This is a genomic window from Jatrophihabitans sp. sgz311053 (assembly GCF_056135305.1).
The window spans coordinates 1,837,688-1,853,546 of sequence record NZ_JBWAXP010000001.1; the positions used below are offsets into that span (position 1 = coordinate 1,837,688).

The following is a 15,859-nucleotide window of genomic DNA, read 5'->3' on the forward strand; positions in this document are numbered from 1 at the left end:
GGCGTCGGTTCAACCCGGCAGCATCGACCACGAGGTGAGCGCGTCGAGCACTCCCGGAGCGAGCTCCAGATCTGCGAGCTCGGCGCGACTCACCCACCGGGCGTCGGTGGCATCGTCGCCGGCGCGAACGATGCCACGAACGGGCCGGCAGAGGTAGTCGTCGATCACGTACACGCCTCCGGCCGGGGCGTCGCGCTCGACGCGGCCGATCCATCGGACGACCTCGACCGTCATGCCGGTCTCCTCAGCCACTTCGCGGACGCAGGCGGCGTCCGGTCGCTCGCCGGGACGACACCGTCCGCCGGGCAGCGACCACGAACCTTCGGCCGGTGGCTGACCGCGGCGGATGACGAGCAGGCGCCGTCGGTCGTCGAAGACGAGACCGCCCGCGCAGGGCCGGCGCGGGCCGGAACCCACCGGGTCGACCACGTCGGCCCCACTGATGACCTGCATCACCGAACTCTCCTCGCGGCGCGGCGTCACGATCGGGGGACTGACCTGCGGTAGGAACGAGCTGCACACTACTGCCGCGCGCCCGCGCGACCATCCGACGGAGGACGCATGATCAAGCTCGTCGTCGTCGGTGCTGTCGTGGCACTTGTCCTCTTCTACGTCATCACGTCGCCGGACAACGCCGCCGAGATCGCCAACGGCGCCTGGGATGCGATCGTCAACATCGCGCACGGCATCGGCAAGTTCGTCGACAAGCTGGCGTCGTAGTCACCGTGCCGGACTTCCTCGCATCCGAGAAGGCGGCACCGCGCTACCACGCGCATCAGCACCCGATCCAGCTGCTCCTGCGCAAGCCGGCGAAAGAGTGGGTGATCGTGCTCGGCGTCCTCTGCGTCGCCGGGTACGTCTGGCCGTGGCCGATGGGCCTCGTCCTGCTCGCGGTGGTGGTCATGCTCGGCTTTCTGCGCTGGCGCCTCTGGTCGTCCGAGCAGCTCTGGCTCACGAACAAGCGGATCATCCACGTCCAAGGCGTGCTGGAGACCTCGCGCACCGAGGCGTGGTTGCGGCTCGACCGGGTCTCGGGCATGCGCGTCACCGAGAGCCTGGTGGGTTCCTGGCTGAACTACGCGACGATCCACGTCGATGCCCCTGGCGATCATCCGGGCACGCACAAGCTGTTCCGGATCGGCAAGGCGCTGCCCTTCTACGACCGCTTCCGTCAGCTGGTCATCGACGGGTCGCAGCAAGGCAGCGACCCTGACTTCGGTAGCCGGGACTACGAGCAAGCCGACTACGTGACCGCGGATCTGCCCGAGCTGCCGGACGCCGGCCACCGCTACCGTCGCTACCGCTGAGCGGCGGCCGCGGCGGTGGCTGCAACGCCGCCGACTAGCGTGGAGGGCACATGCGCATCGACCTCCACACCCACAGCACTGCCTCCGACGGCACCGACAGTCCGGCCTCGCTCGTCCGAGCCGCGGCGGCCGCAGGGTTGGATGTCGTCGCGCTCACCGACCACGACACGACCGCGGGCTGGGACGAGGCGGTCGCCGCCAAGCCCGCCGGGCTCACGCTGCTGCGCGGTGTGGAGTTCTCCTGTGTCAGCCACGGTCGGGACGGCCGCCGCGTCAGCCTGCACCTGCTCGCCTATCTCGCCGACCCGACGGAACCCGCCCTGGCGACCGAGTGGGCCCGCCTCCGGGACGCACGCCTGCGCCGGGGCCGGACCATGGTGGAGCGCCTCGTCGCCGATGGTGTGCCGATCAGCTGGCCGCAGGTGGAGCGACTCGCCGCGGGGGGTTCGGTCGGGCGCCCCCACATCGGCCGCGCTCTGGTCGAGAGCGGGGTGGTCGCCGACGTCGACACCGCGTTCCGTGACGTGCTGAGCTCGCGGCAGCCCTACTACGTCCGCAAGGCCGACACCGATGTCTTCGATGCCATTGCCCTGGTCAGAGGCGCCGGAGGACTGCCGGTCTTCGCGCATCCGCTGGCGCGCCGCCGCGGTCCGGTGGTCAGTGACGAGGTCGTCGCCGAGATGGCGGCAGCGGGAATGGTGGGGCTGGAGGTCCATCACCCGGACCACGACGCCGCCGACACCGCACACGCGGCGGGTCTCGCCGCCGACCTCGGTCTGCTCGGTACCGGCTCGTCGGACTATCACGGCACGAACAAGCAGACGCCGATCGGGATGCGGCTGACCGACCCGACCGTCTACGAACAGCTGCTGGCGCTGCCCGCGGCTCTGGCCCCCGTCACATGAACGAGCCCGAGCAGCTCTCCTTCGACGCCATGCCGCGGCGCCTCTTCTCCTGCACGCCGTCACGGCTCGCCGCCTTCGGCTGCCCGCGCTATTACCGCTATACCTACGTCGACCGACAGCCCCGCGGCGCGCCTTGGGCGCGCAGCACGGTCGGGGCGGTCGCGCACGTGGCGCTGCATCGCTGGTGGCTGCTGCCCCGCTCGCAGCGGGTGCCGGAGCAGGGCATCGAGCTCGTCGAGCGCTCGTGGTCGACCTACGGCTTCCGGGACGAGCGGCAGTCGGCGCGTGCCTGCGAGATCGTCGCCGACTGGGTAGCGGCCTACCTTCGCACCCACGTCCGACCCGCCGACGAGCCGGTCGGGGTCGAACGGACCGTCGCGGCGCGGACCGAGCGGCTCAGCCTCTCCGGTCGCGTCGACCGGATCGACGAACGTGATGTCGACGGCGGGGCCGAGCTCGTCGTCGTCGACTACAAGACCGGACGGCGCCCGCCGACGCCGGCCGACGCCGCAGCGTCCGCTGCGCTGGCGCTCTACGTGGTCGGTGTCCGGCAGACGCTGCGCCGGCCGTGCCGCCGCGTCGAGCTGCATCACCTCCCGACCGGGACCGTCGCTGCGTTCGAACACTCCGAGGAGAGCCTGGCCGCTCACGTGGCGCGCGCCGAGAGGACCGCCGACGGGATCGAACGGGCGCTGGACCGCGCCGCTGCGGACCCGGAGGCGGCCTTCCCGCCGGTGCCGGGTCCGTCGTGCAGCTGGTGCGACTTCCGTCGCCTCTGCCCCGAAGGGCGCGCCGCCTCGGAACGCCTCGACTCGTGGGCCGGACTTCCGGAGGCCGCCGGCTGACCTCGGCCGGCTGATGCCGACCGCACGACGCCCGACCGCACGACGCCCGAACGTGCGACCTCGGCCGCCCGACCTCGGCCGCCCAACCCCGGCCGCCCTCAGCTACCCCAGAAGTCGAGCAGCACGGCGAGCAGCGCGGCCGGGTTCTCGACGGCGGCCGAGTGCACGGCGTCCGGGATGATCTCGTACCGCGCGCCGAGTCGGGTTGCCATCTCCCGTTGCTCCGCCGGGGGCCAGGCATCGTCGTCGGCGCCGTGGACGACGAGGGCCCGCACCCCGGTGGCGGCGAGGTCGGCGACGCGATCGGGCTCGGTGCGCAGTGCGAGCCCCATCCCGGCGAGCATGGCCGGCGAGCCGGCGAGGAAGCGCCGCTCCAGGAACTCCGTCAGGTCAGCACCGACGGCAGGATCCCGAGGCGTGATCGCCTGCAGTGCCGCGTACACGCCGGGTACGCCGCCCTCGGTGAGGATCGGCTCGGCGAGCTCGATCAGCTGGCGCCGCGTGCCGCCGAGCGCCGCCGGGCCGGAGGAGAGCAGCACGAGCGAGTCCACGGCGCTCGGGTCCGCGAGGACGGCGGCGCGGCTCACCAGGCCACCGAAGGAGTGGCCCAGCAGCCGCACGCCGGGACCGAGGGCACGGCACGCCGCCAGCACCACCTCGCCCAGCCAGGGCACCGTGTAAGCCGACGCCTCGCTCGGCCCCGCCGACTCGAACTGTCCCGGCAGGTCGACCGCCACCACGTGGAAGCCGGCGTCCGCCAGCGGGGTGATGAGGGGCGCGAAGTCCTCCTTGGTGCCGGTGTAGCCGGGCACGAGGAGCACGGGGGCGGCCTCCGGGTCGCCGCAGCTCAGCGTGGCCAACCGCGTTCCCGCGGCGTCCAGGCTGCCGACACGGGCCCGGCCACGATCGAGCGGACTGCCGGCGACGGCGCGGCGGGACTGCCCGTCCCGTTCGGGGTCGGCGGCGCTCATGCGTATGCCGCGAGAGCGTCCGACCCCGTCACGAGGAAGCCCTGTCCCAGCGGCAGTGCGACGGCGTCGGTGGGGGCGCCGGGCAGCGAGAAGCGGGCGGTGGGACGTCCGGTCGAGCCGTTGACGGCAGCGACCCCGTCGGCGGTGCGCAGGGTGATGCGTGCCGTACCCAGCGTCGGCGTCTCGGTGGGCGAGGCGGCGACGACCGTGGCGCGGCCGGTCAGCGACCAGAGCGGCTGCGGGTCGCCGGAGCGGATCGCGTAGGTACGGGAACCGATGGTGACGATCTCGGTACCGCTGGCGTCGGTGGCGCTCACCGCGGTGCCGCGGTCGGCCGGGCTCGCCAGCGTGGTCCGGGTCAGCGTCTTGCCCGAGTCGGAGTCCAGGTGGAGCAGCTCGCCGGCTGCGTCGATGGCCGACACCAGCCCGTCCGCGGAGACCGGAGCGGCGTCGAGGCCGAAACGGTTCCAGGTGATGTGGTCGGGATTGGTGTCCTTCATGCTGTCGTTGCGATCGAAGCCGTTGGGGAGCAGGAACAGCTGGGGTCCGGTCCGGCAGAACTTCAGGCTGCCGCAGACGACGCGGGAGCTGCAGGTCTGGCTGATCAGCGCGCTGGCCGACCCGACGACTGCGCCGGTGATGCGGCAGCCGTAGCGGGTGTAGGTCCAGCGGTTGTAGCCACTGGCGGGGTCCAGCGCGTAGACGACAGACGAGGTGCGGACGAGCAGCGTGGCGAACCCGCCCTGGACCGACGTGCTGAAAACCGGCGTCCCCGAGACCGGCATGCCGTCCATGTCGAGCGTGCGCGTCCAGCGTCTCGCCCCGGTCGAGGCGTCCAGGGCCGTCACCTCGTCGCAGTTGCCCCGCAGCCGGTAGATCGCGATCGCGATGCCGTTGAGCTGGGCCGTGGTGCAGAGCGTGCGATCCGAGCGGCTGTAGGACCACGTCTGGCTGCCCGTGCGGGCGTCCAGACCGCGCATCGTGTGACCCTGGCCGACCACGACGGTGCCGCGCCACTGTGGCTGCCCGAGCGCCGCCCGGCCCTGCGCGCGCCAGCTGGCGGTGGGAGCAGTCACCGGCGTCGCCAGGGCGAGGTCACCCGGCGCCCTCGCCACCGTGCGCAGCGTCGTGTTGTTGGTCTCGCCGGACGACCAGGCCGCGATCGTGACGACACCGAGCGCGATCACGATCGCGGTGACCACGGCGGCATAGACGATGCGGGGCCGGCGCTGCCGCTGCCGGTAGCGATCCATGGCCGCCCGGGTTTCGGGATCGGGCTGCCGGGCCTGCTCGCGGTCGACGGGTGTCGCCTCGCCGGGACCTGCCGCGGGATCGGTCATGGCCTCGGCTCAGTCGGAGGAGGCGGGAGCCGACTCGTTCGCCGCGCCGGAGCCACCTCGGCCGCGGCCACCGCGCCGGCGACGCCGGGTCCGCGGGGCGCCGTCGGCGGTTGCCGCTCCGGCGCCGGCCGGCGCCTCGGTGCTCGCCGCGGATCCTGCGCCGGAGGTCTCTCCGGTCCCCTCCGCGGTGCCGTCGACCGGCTTGCCGCCACGGGTGCGGGTGCGGTTGCGGTTCCGCGCCGGGCGTTCCGTCCGCTCGCTGCGCTCACGGGTGGGGGAGCGTCGCTCACCGGAGCGCTCACCGCGACCGGACTCCCGGCGCCGTGAGGAGTCCCGGCCGCCGAGGTCCTCGATCTCCTCGGCGTCGAGCCCCTCGCGCGTGCGCTCCGCGCGGGGCAGCGTGCCCTTGACCCCGTCGGGGATGTCGAGCTCGAGGTAGAGATGCGGCGAGGTCGAGTAGGTCTCGACCGGGTCGTGGAACGGTAGATCCAGGGTGTCGCAGGTGAGCTTCCACCGCGGGACGTCGTCCCAGTCGACGAAGGTGACCGACGTGCCCTTCCTGCCGGCGCGGGCGGTACGTCCGATGCGGTGTACGTAGGTCATCGCGTCCTCGGGCGCCTGGTAGTTCACCACGTGGGTGATTCCCTCGACGTCCAGGCCGCGGGCGGCGACGTCGGTGGCCACCAGGGTGTCGACCTTGCCGGAGCGGAACGCGCGCAGCGCCTGCTCGCGCGCGCCCTGACCGAGGTCACCGTGGATCGCCGCGGCCGCGAAGCCGCGGTCCTCGAGATCGTCGGCCACCTTCTGCGCCGTGCGCTTGGTTCGGGTGAAGATAAGAGCCAGGCCGCGATCACGAGCCTGCAGCACCCGGGCCAGCATCTCGGCCTTGTCCATCGCGTGCGCGCGGTAGACGAACTGGTCCACGTGCGACGTACTCGGGATGTTGGTGTCCTGCTCGGCCCGGATCTGGATGGGCTGGATGAGGAACTGCCGCGCCAGCGCCACGATCGGTCCCGGCATCGTCGCGGAGAAGAGCATCGTCTGCCGCCCCGCCGGGACCATGGCCAGCAGCTTCTCGATGTCGGGCAGGAAGCCGAGGTCGAGCATCTCGTCGGCCTCGTCCAGGACGAGGATGCGGGCGCTGCCGAGCTTGAGGTGACCCTGCTGGGCGAGGTCCAGCAGCCGGCCCGGCGTGCCGACGACGACGTCGACGCCCTTGGTCAGCGCCTCGATCTGCGGCTCGTAGGCGCGGCCGCCGTAGATGGTCAGCACGCGTGCGCCGATGTGCTTGCCGGCCTCGGCGAGGTCGGCCGAGACCTGGACGGCGAGCTCACGGGTCGGCGCGACGACCAGCGCCTGCGGCAGCGCGCCCTTGCCGCCGGGCAGCTGAAGCCGGTTCAGCAGCGGGACGCCGAAGCCGAGGGTCTTGCCCGAACCGGTGCGGGCCTGCCCGATGAGGTCGTTGCCAGCGAGCGCGATTGGAAGTGTGAGCTCCTGGATCGCGAAGGTGTGGGTGATCCCCACGTCGGCCAGCGCCCGCACGATCTCGGGGTTGATGTCGAAGCTGTCGAACGCCGGGCTCTCGGGCTTCACGGGCGCCTTGGCGGCGAGCGGTTCGGCCTCCGCCGGCTCGACGGCCTCGGCGGGGAGGTCGGTGCGGTGGTCCGCCTCCGCGGCGGACAACGCGGCGGACAGGTCGGTGGTGGTCTCTTCGTCGGTCACAGCGCAGCCTTCGTGTCGGTGCGTCGACCGTTCGGGTGGGTGCGGCGCCCTGCGTCCCCGGCGAAAGTCTCGCGGGGGCGGCGCTGCAGCGGGTGGTCCAAGCTGCGGTCAACGCGCAGATTCGGTGGTAATCCACCGCCAGTCTAGGCGCATGCGCCCGGTGACCGGCGGATAGCCTGATTCGGTGTCCGCCTCCGACGCCGTCGTCGACCTCCTCGGCGCGCTCGCGTACGGCGAGTTGTCCGCCTTCGACCACCTCGCCGACGACGCCCGACTCGCTCCGGATCTGCGCAGCCGCGCGAAGATGTCGGCGCTGGCTGCCGTCGAGTTCGGCCACTACCGCGCGCTGGCCGACCGGCTGACCGCCCTCGGCACCGAGCCGGACGTGGCGATGGCGCCGTTCACGGCGGCGCTGGAGACCTATCACTCGTTGACGGCCCCCTCGACCTGGCTCGAGGGCGTGGTGAAGGCGTACGTCGGCGACGGCATGGCCGCCGACTTCTACCGCGAGGCCGCCAACTTCGTCGACGACGACACCGCCGCGCTCATCCGGGACGTCATGAGCCAAGGCGGCCGCGCCGAGTTCGCGGTGCAGGAGGTGCAGGCCGCGATCGCCGACCAGCCGTCGGTGGCTGGTCGGCTTGCGCTGTGGGCGCGCCGCCTCGTGGGAGAGGCGATCAGCCAGACGCAGCACGTGCTGGCCGACCGCGACTCGCTGATGCTGCTGCTGGTCGAGGGCACCGGCGATCTCGCCGGGGTGTCGGAGCTCATCTCCCACATCACCGACCGGCACGAGGAGCGGATGGCGGCGCTGGGCCTCTCCAGCTGACCGCTCGGCCGGCTTGGCTCAGTCGGTGACGAAGCCGACTCGACGGGTGTCGGCCTGCGCGATGTCGACGTAGGCGACGAGGTTGGCCGGCACGATGACCTTGCGGCCCTTCTCCTCGGTCAGGACGAGCTGTCCGTCCACGCCCTTGAGCGCCTGGGCGACCGCCTCTTGGACCTCGTCCGGGGTCTGCGGGCTCTCCAGGACGATCTCGCGCGCGGTGTGCAGCACGCCGATCTTGACCTCCACGGACGTTCCTCCAAGCAGTCGTCGGGTGTTGCCCGCAACGCTAGTCGAGGGCGGGGGCGCCGTCCGCCTCGCCCGGTCAGCCGTGAGCGAACAGCGACGGCGACGCCGCTCAGGACTGCCGCGGGAAGTTCGAGATGCCCCGCCACAGCAGCGACTCCAGCAGCTGGACCGCGTCGTCCTGCGCGACCGGACGGTCGCTGGCCAGCCACCACTGCGCCACGACCTGGGCCGAGCCGGTCAGTGCGGTGGCCAGGAGCTCGGCGGCCGGCCGCCCCAGGCCGGTGTCGGCGGCGACGGTGTCGGCGACGGCGGCCATCGTCCGGCGGCTCACCGACTCGACGCGGGCACGGACCTCGGGATCGTTGACCAGGTCGGACTCGAAGATGAGCCGGAAGGCGCCGTCGTGGTCGTCGCGGTCGACGAAGTCGAAGTAGGCCGAGAGGACGGCGTGGATGCGGGCGCGGTTGTCGTCGGTCGTCGCCAGCGCCGCGACGACGGCGTCGGCGAGCGCGGCGGCCTGGGTGTCAAGCAGGGCCAGGTACAGCTCCCGCTTGCCCGGAAAGTGCTGGTAGAGGACGGGCTTGGAGACCCCCGCGCGCTCGGCGATGTCGTCCATGGCGGCGTTGTGGTAGCCGTTGGCGACGAAGACCGCCTGCGCCGCGGCGAGGAGCTGCTTGCGACGTGCCGAACGGGGCAGCCGCGCCCCGCGGCCGACGTCCGGTTCGGCCGTACTCGACATGGTTGGCAAGCCTACCTGGCGCTTCGTCAGCCTCCGGCGGCCTCGACCATGGCCGGGGTCAGCCGCACCCGGTTCGCGTCGTCGAGGACGGGGGCGTAGAGGTCGCCGTACTGCTCGACGCGGTCCAGGACCTCGCCGGCGGTGAAGGAGATCTGGCCGCCGGCAGCCACCTCGTCCCAGGTCAGCGGGGTCGAGACCGTCGGCGTCGGGCGCGCGCGCAGTGAGTAGGGGGCGACGGTCGTCTTCGCCGGGTTGTTCTGGCTCCAGTCGACGAGGATCTTGCTCGGTCGCAGCGACTTCAGCATCCGGGAGACGACGAGGTCAGGGCGCTCGCCCTCGAGGCGACGGGCGAGCGCGTGGGCATACGCCGACGTCGTCTCCGGGTCGGCGACCTCGACCGGTGCGCTCAGCTGCATGCCCTTGGAGCCGGAGGTCTTGGCGACGGCGGTGAGGCCGTCGGCCGCCAGCAGGTCCCGCAGCAGCAGTGCCACCTCGCAGCACTCGGCGATGGTCGCGGGCGGACCGGGGTCGAGGTCGAAGACGACGAGGTCGGTGCGGGGTTTGCGGGCTCGCCGGGGCACGCGCCACTGCGGGACGTGCAGCTCCAGTGCGGCGAGGTTGGCCAGGAAGACCAGCGTCGGCAGCTCCTCGACGACGACGTAGTCGATGGTCTCCCGGTCCTTGGTCGAGCCGGGGACGGGCAGCGTCACCGTCCGCACCCACGACGGCGTGGAGCGCGAGGCGTTCTTCTCGAAGAAGAACGTGCCGTCGACGCCGTTGGGGTAGCGCTTGACGGTCAGCGGCCGGTCGGCCAGGTGCGGCAGCAGCGTCGGTGCGATGCGGGAGTAGTAGTCGATCACCTCGCCCTTGGCGAAGCCGGCCGCCGGATAGAGCACCTTCGTCAGGTTCGACAGCGTCAGCCGGTGACCGTCCACCTCGACGGTGATCTTCTCGCTGCTAGGCATCGCCGTGGGCCTCCTCGGGGCGCTTGTCGGTTCGGATACCCCGGAAGACGGGTTGGCGCAGCACGCCGTCCGAGGTCCACATGCTGAAGCCGACGTCCACCACGACCGTGGGCTCGACCCAGTGCGCGATCCGGCCACGAGGCGTCGGCGGGACGGCGACGGCCGGTGCGTCCGCCGGGACGAAGGCCTTGCGCAGCGCGGTCACGATCCGTCCCGACAGCCCGCTGCCGACCCGGCCGGCGAAGCGGAACGAGCCGCCGTCGGTGGCGATGCCGAGGACGAGCGAGGACGGGGTACGAGGGTGCTCGGCGGCGGCGTCCCAGCCCAGCACGACGAACTCCCCGGCGCGCAGGAAGCGCAGCTTGCGCCAGTCGTCGTGGCGCTTGCCGGGGCGGTAGGGGGAGTCGGCGCGCTTGGCCACGACCCCCTCCAGGCCGTGCTGCCGGGCTACCTGCTCGGTGGCCGGGCCGTCGTCGAAGGACGGGCTCACGGTCCAGCCCGGGTGCTCGGCGACGAGGCGCTCCAGCGTCGCCCGGCGCTCGTCGTAGGGCCGGGGGGTGAGGTCCACGCCGTAGCGGCGCAGGACGTCGAACACGACAAAGGTGACCGGCACCTGCTCGGTGAGCCGCCGCAGCTCCGTCGTACCGCGCACATGCATGCGCTGCTGCAGTCGGCCGAAGGACGGTCGACCGTCGAGGAAGGCGACGATCTCGCCGTCGAGCAGGACGTCGCCGATCCCGGACGCCTGCGCCACCAGCTCCGGGTAACCCCCCGACACGTCGTTGCCGTTGCGACTGCGCAGCCGGACCCGCTCGCCGTCGGCAGCGTCGGTGACGTCCAGCAACGCGCGGACGCCGTCCCACTTGAACTCGTACGCCCAGCCCGGTCCGGTCGGCAGCACCGTCACGGTGCTGGCCAGCATCGGCTCCATCCGTCGACCGTAGTGCGAGGTTGGCCCCATCGCCGCGCGGTCGCCGGCAGCGATCCACCGCGCCCGCGTGGGGCCAACCGGGACGGGCGAGGGCCGGCGACCCGTCGACGGACGGCAGTGGCTCGACGAGAGGCCGCCGGGGTGGGACGCTGCAAACTCCTCGGGAGGGAGCGTCATGACCGAACACCCCGAACGCCCGGCACCACCGGCCGCTGGCGATGCCGTCTCGGACGCCGATCGGCAGGCCAGCGGCGCCGGCTTCTCCGACTCGGTGAAGGTGGTGGGCGTCGCCGCCGGGTATCACGCTCCGGTGCTGTCGTCGATCGCGGCGACGGCGCTGTTGCGCGACGAGACCGACCCGGTGAAGCGCAGCCAGCTGGAGCGGTTCCGTTCGGGCGCGCTGCTCTGGTGGGGCATCAGCGCTTTGATCGGACTTGTTGCGCTCCTGGTCGTCCTGGCGATCGCGAATCAGGCCGGTGTCGGTCCCGGATCGGCCGGTGCTTGCCGTGGCGGTGCCGACACAACGGATGTCATGAACATCAGCTACGAGAGCACGGACGGCGTCCACTGGACGGGGACGTTCCCCTGCGTCGACGGCGGCCAGACGACGATGCCCGTCCCTCGCGGGGAGGTGCCGGGCGGCGGGAGCTGACCGTCCAGCGCCACGACTTGCGCAGTGGCAGTGATCGTCGCGACGATCACTGCGGCTGTTGTACCCGTGCCAGGACTGCGTCGACGGTGGTGACGCGCAGGCCCCACTCCAGCTTCGCGCCGGAGCGTGTGTGCACCACCACGACGACCATGTCCGGGTCCAGTGACAGGCGCTCGGTAGGTAGCGGCCGGCGGGCTGCCCGGGCGTCCACGCGCTCGACCCACACAGAGTTCCGCCCGACCCAGAGATGGCCGGCGTCGACAGTCGTCACGAAGCCAGCCCAACGCGGACCGACGCCGGGCTGAGAGCCGGCAGCCACCCGGAAGACGCTGGTCAGCGTGCCGGAGCGAGAGAGGCTCTTGCCGTCCCACCGCCGCGGGAGCCGTGGCCGCCACGACGGATCGAATAGATCGCCGAACACGCGGTGAGCCTAGTGGCCGCCCGGTGGCACTGTTCCTGTTCTGGTCGACCGGATGACTCGGCTCCGCGAGCCCCCACCATCGGGCCACAGCTGCTGCTAATTTTCCGGCAACAGGAGGGGGCGTCGATGACGTCAGGGAATGGTCGGGCACGCAGCTTCGTGGCCGGCGCGGTCGTACTCATGCTGGCGGCGGGGGTGTCGGCCCCGGCGTCCGCGGCGCCGTCCCGGCCGGTGGCGGAACAGGCTGCGGCCCTGCCGAGCGGGACGCCGCGGGGGAGCTGGCACATCGACCGGCTCGACACCGGCCGTTGGCAGGTCAGCTGGACCTCGCCGACGCGGCTGCCGATCACCTCCGACCGACCGCAACTCGTCACCGGTGCCGGTGCGCCGGCAGGGGTCACCACGCTGGCCGGCGACGGGCGCACCGTGCGCACCGTCGTGGTCTCGGGGTCCCGGCCGACGCCCGCACGTCTCGGGGTCGTCCTCTCCGGCGAGCGCCTCGACCGCAGCCGAACCACCGCGGCACGCCCGGACCGCCGGCGCGGGAGCGCCGACCTCGGCCGCACGACCAGGACACCTGCCGCGTCGGGTCCCGTACTGGACGTGGACCCCGGCGTCCGGGGTCCATACGCGGTGACGACGAGCGACTACGTTCGGCCGTCCGTCCGCATCGCCGGGATGCCGCAGCCGATCGAGATGGTGGGTCACGTCGTCGAGCCGGTGGCGAGCGCCGCCACCGGACCCCGTCCGCTGGTGCTCTTCCTGCACGGTCGACACGAGTACTGCTACGTCGGCGCGAGAGGCACGCCGAACGACGCCTGGCCTTGTCGCGGAGTCATGCGCGAGGTGCCCGGCCAGCTCGGTTACGACTATCTCCAGCGGCTGCTCGCCTCGCAGGGCTTCACCACGGTCTCGATCCGCGCCAACGGGATCAACGCGCAGGACTACCTCCTCGCCGACGGCGGTGCCTCCGCCCGCGCCACTCTCGTGCAGCGACACCTCGACTACTGGACCACCATCGCCGCACAGCACCAGGTGGATCTGCGTCGCGTCGTCCTCGTCGGACACAGCCGCGGGGGCGAAGGGGTGGACCGCGCCTCGATCCGCATCCCCGTCGGTGCCCTGTACACGATCGTCGGCCAGGTGCTCATCGCCCCCACCGACTTCGGCGTCGAGACGGCACCGGGCATCCCGACGGTGACCCTGCTGCCGTACTGCGACGGTGACGTGAGCGACCTGGAGGGGCAGCGCTACACCGACGTCGCCCGTGACGTCACCGGTGGCGACACGGCGCTGAAGAGCTCGGTGTTGATCATGGGCGCCAACCACAACTTCTTCAACACGCAGTGGACCCCGGGCCTGTCCACCGCACCGTCGGCGGACGACTGGTCCGGCGAGCCCAAGCAGCTCTGCGGTGACGAGACTTCCGCCCGGCTCACCCCGGCCCGGCAGCGCGCCGTCGGGCAGGCCTACGTCGCCGGCGCCGCCGCCCTCTTCACCAGGTACGCGACCGGTGCGACCGCGGCGCCGTCACTGCTGCGCATGTTCGACGGCTCGCGGGTCCGGGTTGCCTCCGCCGGCTCGGCCGTGACGTACAGCCACTCGCTCGGCGGTGACCGGGACCTCCGGCGGCCGGGCCGCGACACCACGCTCACGCTCGCCGACGGCGCGGAGAGCAGTTTCTGCATCGGTGCCACCTCGTGGGACTACCGGCCTGGGCTCTGCGGCTCGGAGTCCGACGCCGTCACCCCGCACTGGCCGCAGCGCGAGGAGCACCCGATCCGGAGCCGGACCTTCTGGCAGCTGAGCTGGACGGCCCGGGGACAGTCCGGGGGACTTCGGCTGAACCGCCCGCTCGACCTCCGGTCGCGCCACCTCGACCTGCGCACCATCGTCGACTACGTCACCGGCCCGGCCGCGATCCGCGTGCGGCTGGGCGACACCTCGGGGCGGAGCGCCGTCGTCGCACCGGACGGCGGGGGTGCCCTCGTCCCGCTGCCCGCGTCGCCGCCGTCGGCCTACGAGCAGGCTGCCAAGCAGTGGGCGCAGGACGTCCGCGTCGATCCTGCCGGCGTCGCCGGCGAGGTGGATCTCTCGCGCATCGCCACCGTCGAACTGGTGGCGGCGAGCCCTCGCGGCCGACTCTGGCTCGCCGATCTCTCTGCCTCGGCGGGTGCGGTCGTCCCCGTCTCCGGGACGCGACCGCCGACGCTGTCGATCGGGACGGCGACGGTGACGGAGGGCAACGCCGCGGGCACCACCGTGGCGCGTGTCCCGTTCCGGCTCTCCCGGCCGATGGACCGGCCGGGCTCCTTCAGAGTCTTCACCGACGGCGAGCAGTCGGACTCCGCCCGACTCTTCACCGTCGACCTGGCGCCGGGACAGCGGTCGGGCACCATCCCGGTCGGCTACCGCGCCGATCGCGTGGACAGCTCCGGACGCATGGTCACCTCCGTCGTGGCCGGCGCGACCACGAACGTGATGACCGACCAGTACGTCGGCAGCCTCACGGTGCTGGACGACGACCCGGCGCCGAAGATCACCTTCAGCCGGGTGCATCGGACGGTGGGGGAGGGGGCGTCCGCGCAGTGGCGCGTCACGCTGAACCGTCCGGCCGGGTACGAGATCGCCGTCCTCGGCCGGGTGGTCCGAGGTCCCGGCCGCGACCTCACCGGTGCCGACGTCCCCGCCCGCTGGCTCGCCGAGCACGCGATGCGAACCTCGCCGAAGAAGACGCTCGCGGCCCTCGGCGTCTCGGTCTTCGCGGTGGTGGCCGCCGGGTCGCGCAGTGCGGTCGTGGCGATCCCGACCCGACGCGACGGCCGGCGCGAACCGGTCGAGGCCGTCACGCTGCGGCTCCGGTCGTTCGTCGCGGAGCAGCTCGCGAAGCAGACCGCGTCGGCCACGCTGACCGTACGAGTGGCCGCCTCCCGCTGAGCCTGCTGGCGCGGTCGGTGGTGCTGCCGCCAGACTGAGCCGATGAGGTCCATCTGGAAGGGCAGCGTCTCCTTCGGCCTGGTGAGCATTGGGGTCAAGCTGTACTCGGCGACCGAGGAGAAGTCGGTCAGCTTCAATCAGGTGCGCCGCGAGGACGGGTCGCGCATCCGCTACAAGCGCGTGGCCGAGGCCGACGGCGAGGAGGTGCCCTACGGCGACATCGCCAAGGGTTATCAACTGCCGAGCGGCGAGACGGTCGTCCTCACCGACGACGACTTCAAGGACCTGCCGCTGCCGAGCACGCGCGTGGTGGACGTGGTGCAGTTCGTCCCCGCCGAGCAGATCGACCCGATCTACTACAACAAGAGCTACTACCTCGAACCCGAGAACAGCGCGGTCAAGCCCTACGTCCTGCTCCGCGAGGCGCTGCGCGACAGCGAGATGGTGGCCATCGTCAAGGTGGCGATCCGCAATCGCGAGCAGCTCGCGACGCTGCGGGTGCGCGACGACGTGATCGTCCTCAACACCATGATCTGGCCGGACGAGGTCCGCGCTGCCGACTTCGGCTTCCTCGACGAGGACATCGAGCTGCGCCCGCAGGAGGAGCAGATGGCGCGCTCCCTGGTCGAGAGCATGGCCGGTGACTTCGACCCCGAGGAGTTCACCGACGACTACCGCGAGGCGCTCGAGGCGGTCATCGAGGCCAAGGCCGAGGGGCGTGAGGTGGTCGAACCGGAGGCGCAGCAGCCCACCGCCGACAACGTCGTGGACCTGATGTCGGCGTTGCGTGCGTCGGTGGACGCGGCGAAGAAGGGGCGGGGGGAGTCGACGGCCGCTCCGACCAAGGCCTCGACGGCGACGAAGGCGGCAGCGAAGAAGGCACCAACGAAGAAGGCGGCAGCCAAGAAGGCACCGGCGAAGAAGGCGGTGGCGAAGAAGGCACCGGCGAAGAAGGCGGTGGCGAAGAAGGCGGTGGCGAAGAAGGCCGTCGCGAAGAAGACGACCACGAAGGCTGCTGCCAAGAAGGCCGCCCGCAAGAGCGCCTGAGG

The 15,859-nt window shown here is 72.1% G+C and carries 17 protein-coding genes; 8 read left to right on the top strand and 9 right to left on the bottom strand.

Annotated features, from left to right (window positions below; translation table 11 throughout):
- Positions 1 to 9 precede the first annotated feature (9 nt).
- Positions 10 to 453 carry an NUDIX hydrolase gene (locus tag AC0NZQ_RS08140; RefSeq protein ID WP_474529202.1) on the bottom strand — a complete coding sequence of 148 codons (444 nt, stop codon included), beginning with the start codon at positions 451 to 453 and terminating at the stop codon, positions 10 to 12.
- A 108-nt stretch (positions 454 to 561) separates the two neighbouring features.
- Here AC0NZQ_RS08140 and AC0NZQ_RS08145 point away from each other — a divergent pair, with 108 nt between their 5' ends.
- The 4 genes from AC0NZQ_RS08145 to AC0NZQ_RS08160 are packed head-to-tail and all read left to right on the top strand — an operon-like array spanning position 562 to position 3,057.
- Positions 562 to 720: a hypothetical protein gene (locus AC0NZQ_RS08145; protein WP_474529203.1), complete on the top strand. Its 159-nt coding sequence runs from the start codon at positions 562 to 564 to the stop codon at positions 718 to 720.
- Positions 721 to 725: 5 nt separating this feature from the next.
- Positions 726 to 1,307: a PH domain-containing protein gene (locus AC0NZQ_RS08150; protein WP_474529204.1), complete on the top strand. Its 582-nt coding sequence runs from the start codon at positions 726 to 728 to the stop codon at positions 1,305 to 1,307.
- A gap of 50 nt (positions 1,308 to 1,357) precedes the next feature.
- The gene (locus AC0NZQ_RS08155) at positions 1,358 to 2,212 is read left to right on the top strand and encodes a PHP domain-containing protein (protein WP_474529205.1); all 855 of its coding nucleotides are present in this window, start codon (positions 1,358 to 1,360) and stop codon (positions 2,210 to 2,212) included.
- Positions 2,209 to 3,057, top strand: coding sequence for a RecB family exonuclease (locus tag AC0NZQ_RS08160; protein ID WP_474529206.1), 849 nt, complete (start codon positions 2,209 to 2,211; stop codon positions 3,055 to 3,057). The genes AC0NZQ_RS08155 and AC0NZQ_RS08160 overlap by 4 nt, the downstream gene beginning before the upstream one ends.
- Positions 3,058 to 3,155: 98 nt before the next feature.
- Here the strand turns inward: AC0NZQ_RS08160 and AC0NZQ_RS08165 are convergent, their stop codons facing one another.
- The 3 genes from AC0NZQ_RS08165 to AC0NZQ_RS08175 are packed head-to-tail and all read right to left on the bottom strand — an operon-like array spanning position 3,156 to position 7,090.
- The gene (locus AC0NZQ_RS08165; RefSeq protein WP_474529207.1) at positions 3,156 to 4,028 is read right to left on the bottom strand and encodes an alpha/beta fold hydrolase; all 873 of its coding nucleotides are present in this window, start codon (positions 4,026 to 4,028) and stop codon (positions 3,156 to 3,158) included.
- Positions 4,025 to 5,368, bottom strand: coding sequence for an outer membrane protein assembly factor BamB family protein (locus tag AC0NZQ_RS08170; RefSeq protein WP_474529208.1), 1,344 nt, complete (start codon positions 5,366 to 5,368; stop codon positions 4,025 to 4,027). The genes AC0NZQ_RS08165 and AC0NZQ_RS08170 overlap by 4 nt, the downstream gene beginning before the upstream one ends.
- 9 nt (positions 5,369 to 5,377) lie before the next feature.
- Positions 5,378 to 7,090 carry a DEAD/DEAH box helicase gene (locus AC0NZQ_RS08175; protein WP_474529209.1) on the bottom strand — a complete coding sequence of 571 codons (1,713 nt, stop codon included), beginning with the start codon at positions 7,088 to 7,090 and terminating at the stop codon, positions 5,378 to 5,380.
- A 184-nt stretch (positions 7,091 to 7,274) separates the two neighbouring features.
- Here AC0NZQ_RS08175 and AC0NZQ_RS08180 point away from each other — a divergent pair, with 184 nt between their 5' ends.
- Complete coding sequence (locus AC0NZQ_RS08180; RefSeq protein ID WP_474529210.1) at positions 7,275 to 7,919, top strand: ferritin-like fold-containing protein; 645 nt, start codon at positions 7,275 to 7,277, stop codon at positions 7,917 to 7,919.
- An 18-nt stretch (positions 7,920 to 7,937) separates the two neighbouring features.
- Here AC0NZQ_RS08180 and AC0NZQ_RS08185 read toward each other — a convergent pair whose 3' ends face one another.
- From AC0NZQ_RS08185 to ligD (AC0NZQ_RS08200), 4 genes are all read right to left on the bottom strand, one after another.
- Positions 7,938 to 8,165, bottom strand: coding sequence for a DUF3107 domain-containing protein (locus tag AC0NZQ_RS08185; RefSeq protein WP_474529211.1), 228 nt, complete (start codon positions 8,163 to 8,165; stop codon positions 7,938 to 7,940).
- Between the two features lie 109 nt (positions 8,166 to 8,274).
- Positions 8,275 to 8,904 carry a TetR/AcrR family transcriptional regulator gene (locus AC0NZQ_RS08190; RefSeq protein ID WP_474529212.1) on the bottom strand — a complete coding sequence of 210 codons (630 nt, stop codon included), beginning with the start codon at positions 8,902 to 8,904 and terminating at the stop codon, positions 8,275 to 8,277.
- Positions 8,905 to 8,930: 26 nt separating this feature from the next.
- Positions 8,931 to 9,869 carry a non-homologous end-joining DNA ligase gene (ligD, locus tag AC0NZQ_RS08195; protein ID WP_474529213.1) on the bottom strand — a complete coding sequence of 313 codons (939 nt, stop codon included), beginning with the start codon at positions 9,867 to 9,869 and terminating at the stop codon, positions 8,931 to 8,933.
- Positions 9,862 to 10,800 (bottom strand): non-homologous end-joining DNA ligase, encoded by a 939-nt coding sequence (gene ligD, locus AC0NZQ_RS08200; protein ID WP_474529214.1) that lies wholly within the window; start codon positions 10,798 to 10,800, stop codon positions 9,862 to 9,864. Before ligD (AC0NZQ_RS08200) ends, ligD (AC0NZQ_RS08195) begins: the two co-directional genes overlap by 8 nt.
- A gap of 175 nt (positions 10,801 to 10,975) precedes the next feature.
- Here ligD (AC0NZQ_RS08200) and AC0NZQ_RS08205 point away from each other — a divergent pair, with 175 nt between their 5' ends.
- Positions 10,976 to 11,452 (top strand): hypothetical protein, encoded by a 477-nt coding sequence (locus AC0NZQ_RS08205; RefSeq protein WP_474529215.1) that lies wholly within the window; start codon positions 10,976 to 10,978, stop codon positions 11,450 to 11,452.
- Between the two features lie 46 nt (positions 11,453 to 11,498).
- On the opposite strand, the gene AC0NZQ_RS08210 is transcribed toward AC0NZQ_RS08205, so the two are convergent.
- Positions 11,499 to 11,723 (bottom strand): hypothetical protein, encoded by a 225-nt coding sequence (locus AC0NZQ_RS08210; protein WP_474529216.1) that lies wholly within the window; start codon positions 11,721 to 11,723, stop codon positions 11,499 to 11,501.
- Positions 11,724 to 11,999: 276 nt separating this feature from the next.
- Between AC0NZQ_RS08210 and AC0NZQ_RS08215 the strand changes: the two genes are divergently transcribed.
- Positions 12,000 to 14,810 carry a hypothetical protein gene (locus AC0NZQ_RS08215; protein ID WP_474529217.1) on the top strand — a complete coding sequence of 937 codons (2,811 nt, stop codon included), beginning with the start codon at positions 12,000 to 12,002 and terminating at the stop codon, positions 14,808 to 14,810.
- Between the two features lie 42 nt (positions 14,811 to 14,852).
- A complete protein-coding gene (gene ku / locus AC0NZQ_RS08220; RefSeq protein ID WP_474529218.1) occupies positions 14,853 to 15,857 on the top strand; it encodes a non-homologous end joining protein Ku in 1,005 nt (334 codons plus the stop codon).
- Positions 15,858 to 15,859 lie beyond the last annotated feature (2 nt).

Bases quoted from the DNA above. Each gene is read 5' to 3' on its own strand.
- ligD (WP_474529213.1), bottom strand. From the start codon at position 9,869: ATGCCTAGCAGCGAGAAGATCACCGTCGAGGTGGACGGTCACCGGCTG.
- AC0NZQ_RS08145 (WP_474529203.1), top strand. From the start codon at position 562: ATGATCAAGCTCGTCGTCGTCGGTGCTGTCGTGGCACTTGTCCTCTTC.
- AC0NZQ_RS08170 (WP_474529208.1), bottom strand. From the start codon at position 5,368: ATGACCGATCCCGCGGCAGGTCCCGGCGAGGCGACACCCGTCGACCGC.
- AC0NZQ_RS08190 (WP_474529212.1), bottom strand. From the start codon at position 8,904: ATGTCGAGTACGGCCGAACCGGACGTCGGCCGCGGGGCGCGGCTGCCC.
- AC0NZQ_RS08165 (WP_474529207.1), bottom strand. From the start codon at position 4,028: ATGAGCGCCGCCGACCCCGAACGGGACGGGCAGTCCCGCCGCGCCGTC.
- AC0NZQ_RS08140 (WP_474529202.1), bottom strand. From the start codon at position 453: ATGCAGGTCATCAGTGGGGCCGACGTGGTCGACCCGGTGGGTTCCGGC.
- AC0NZQ_RS08155 (WP_474529205.1), top strand. From the start codon at position 1,358: ATGCGCATCGACCTCCACACCCACAGCACTGCCTCCGACGGCACCGAC.
- AC0NZQ_RS08215 (WP_474529217.1), top strand. From the start codon at position 12,000: ATGACGTCAGGGAATGGTCGGGCACGCAGCTTCGTGGCCGGCGCGGTC.
- ku (WP_474529218.1), top strand. From the start codon at position 14,853: ATGAGGTCCATCTGGAAGGGCAGCGTCTCCTTCGGCCTGGTGAGCATT.
- AC0NZQ_RS08160 (WP_474529206.1), top strand. From the start codon at position 2,209: ATGAACGAGCCCGAGCAGCTCTCCTTCGACGCCATGCCGCGGCGCCTC.
- AC0NZQ_RS08205 (WP_474529215.1), top strand. From the start codon at position 10,976: ATGACCGAACACCCCGAACGCCCGGCACCACCGGCCGCTGGCGATGCC.
- ligD (WP_474529214.1), bottom strand. From the start codon at position 10,800: ATGGAGCCGATGCTGGCCAGCACCGTGACGGTGCTGCCGACCGGACCG.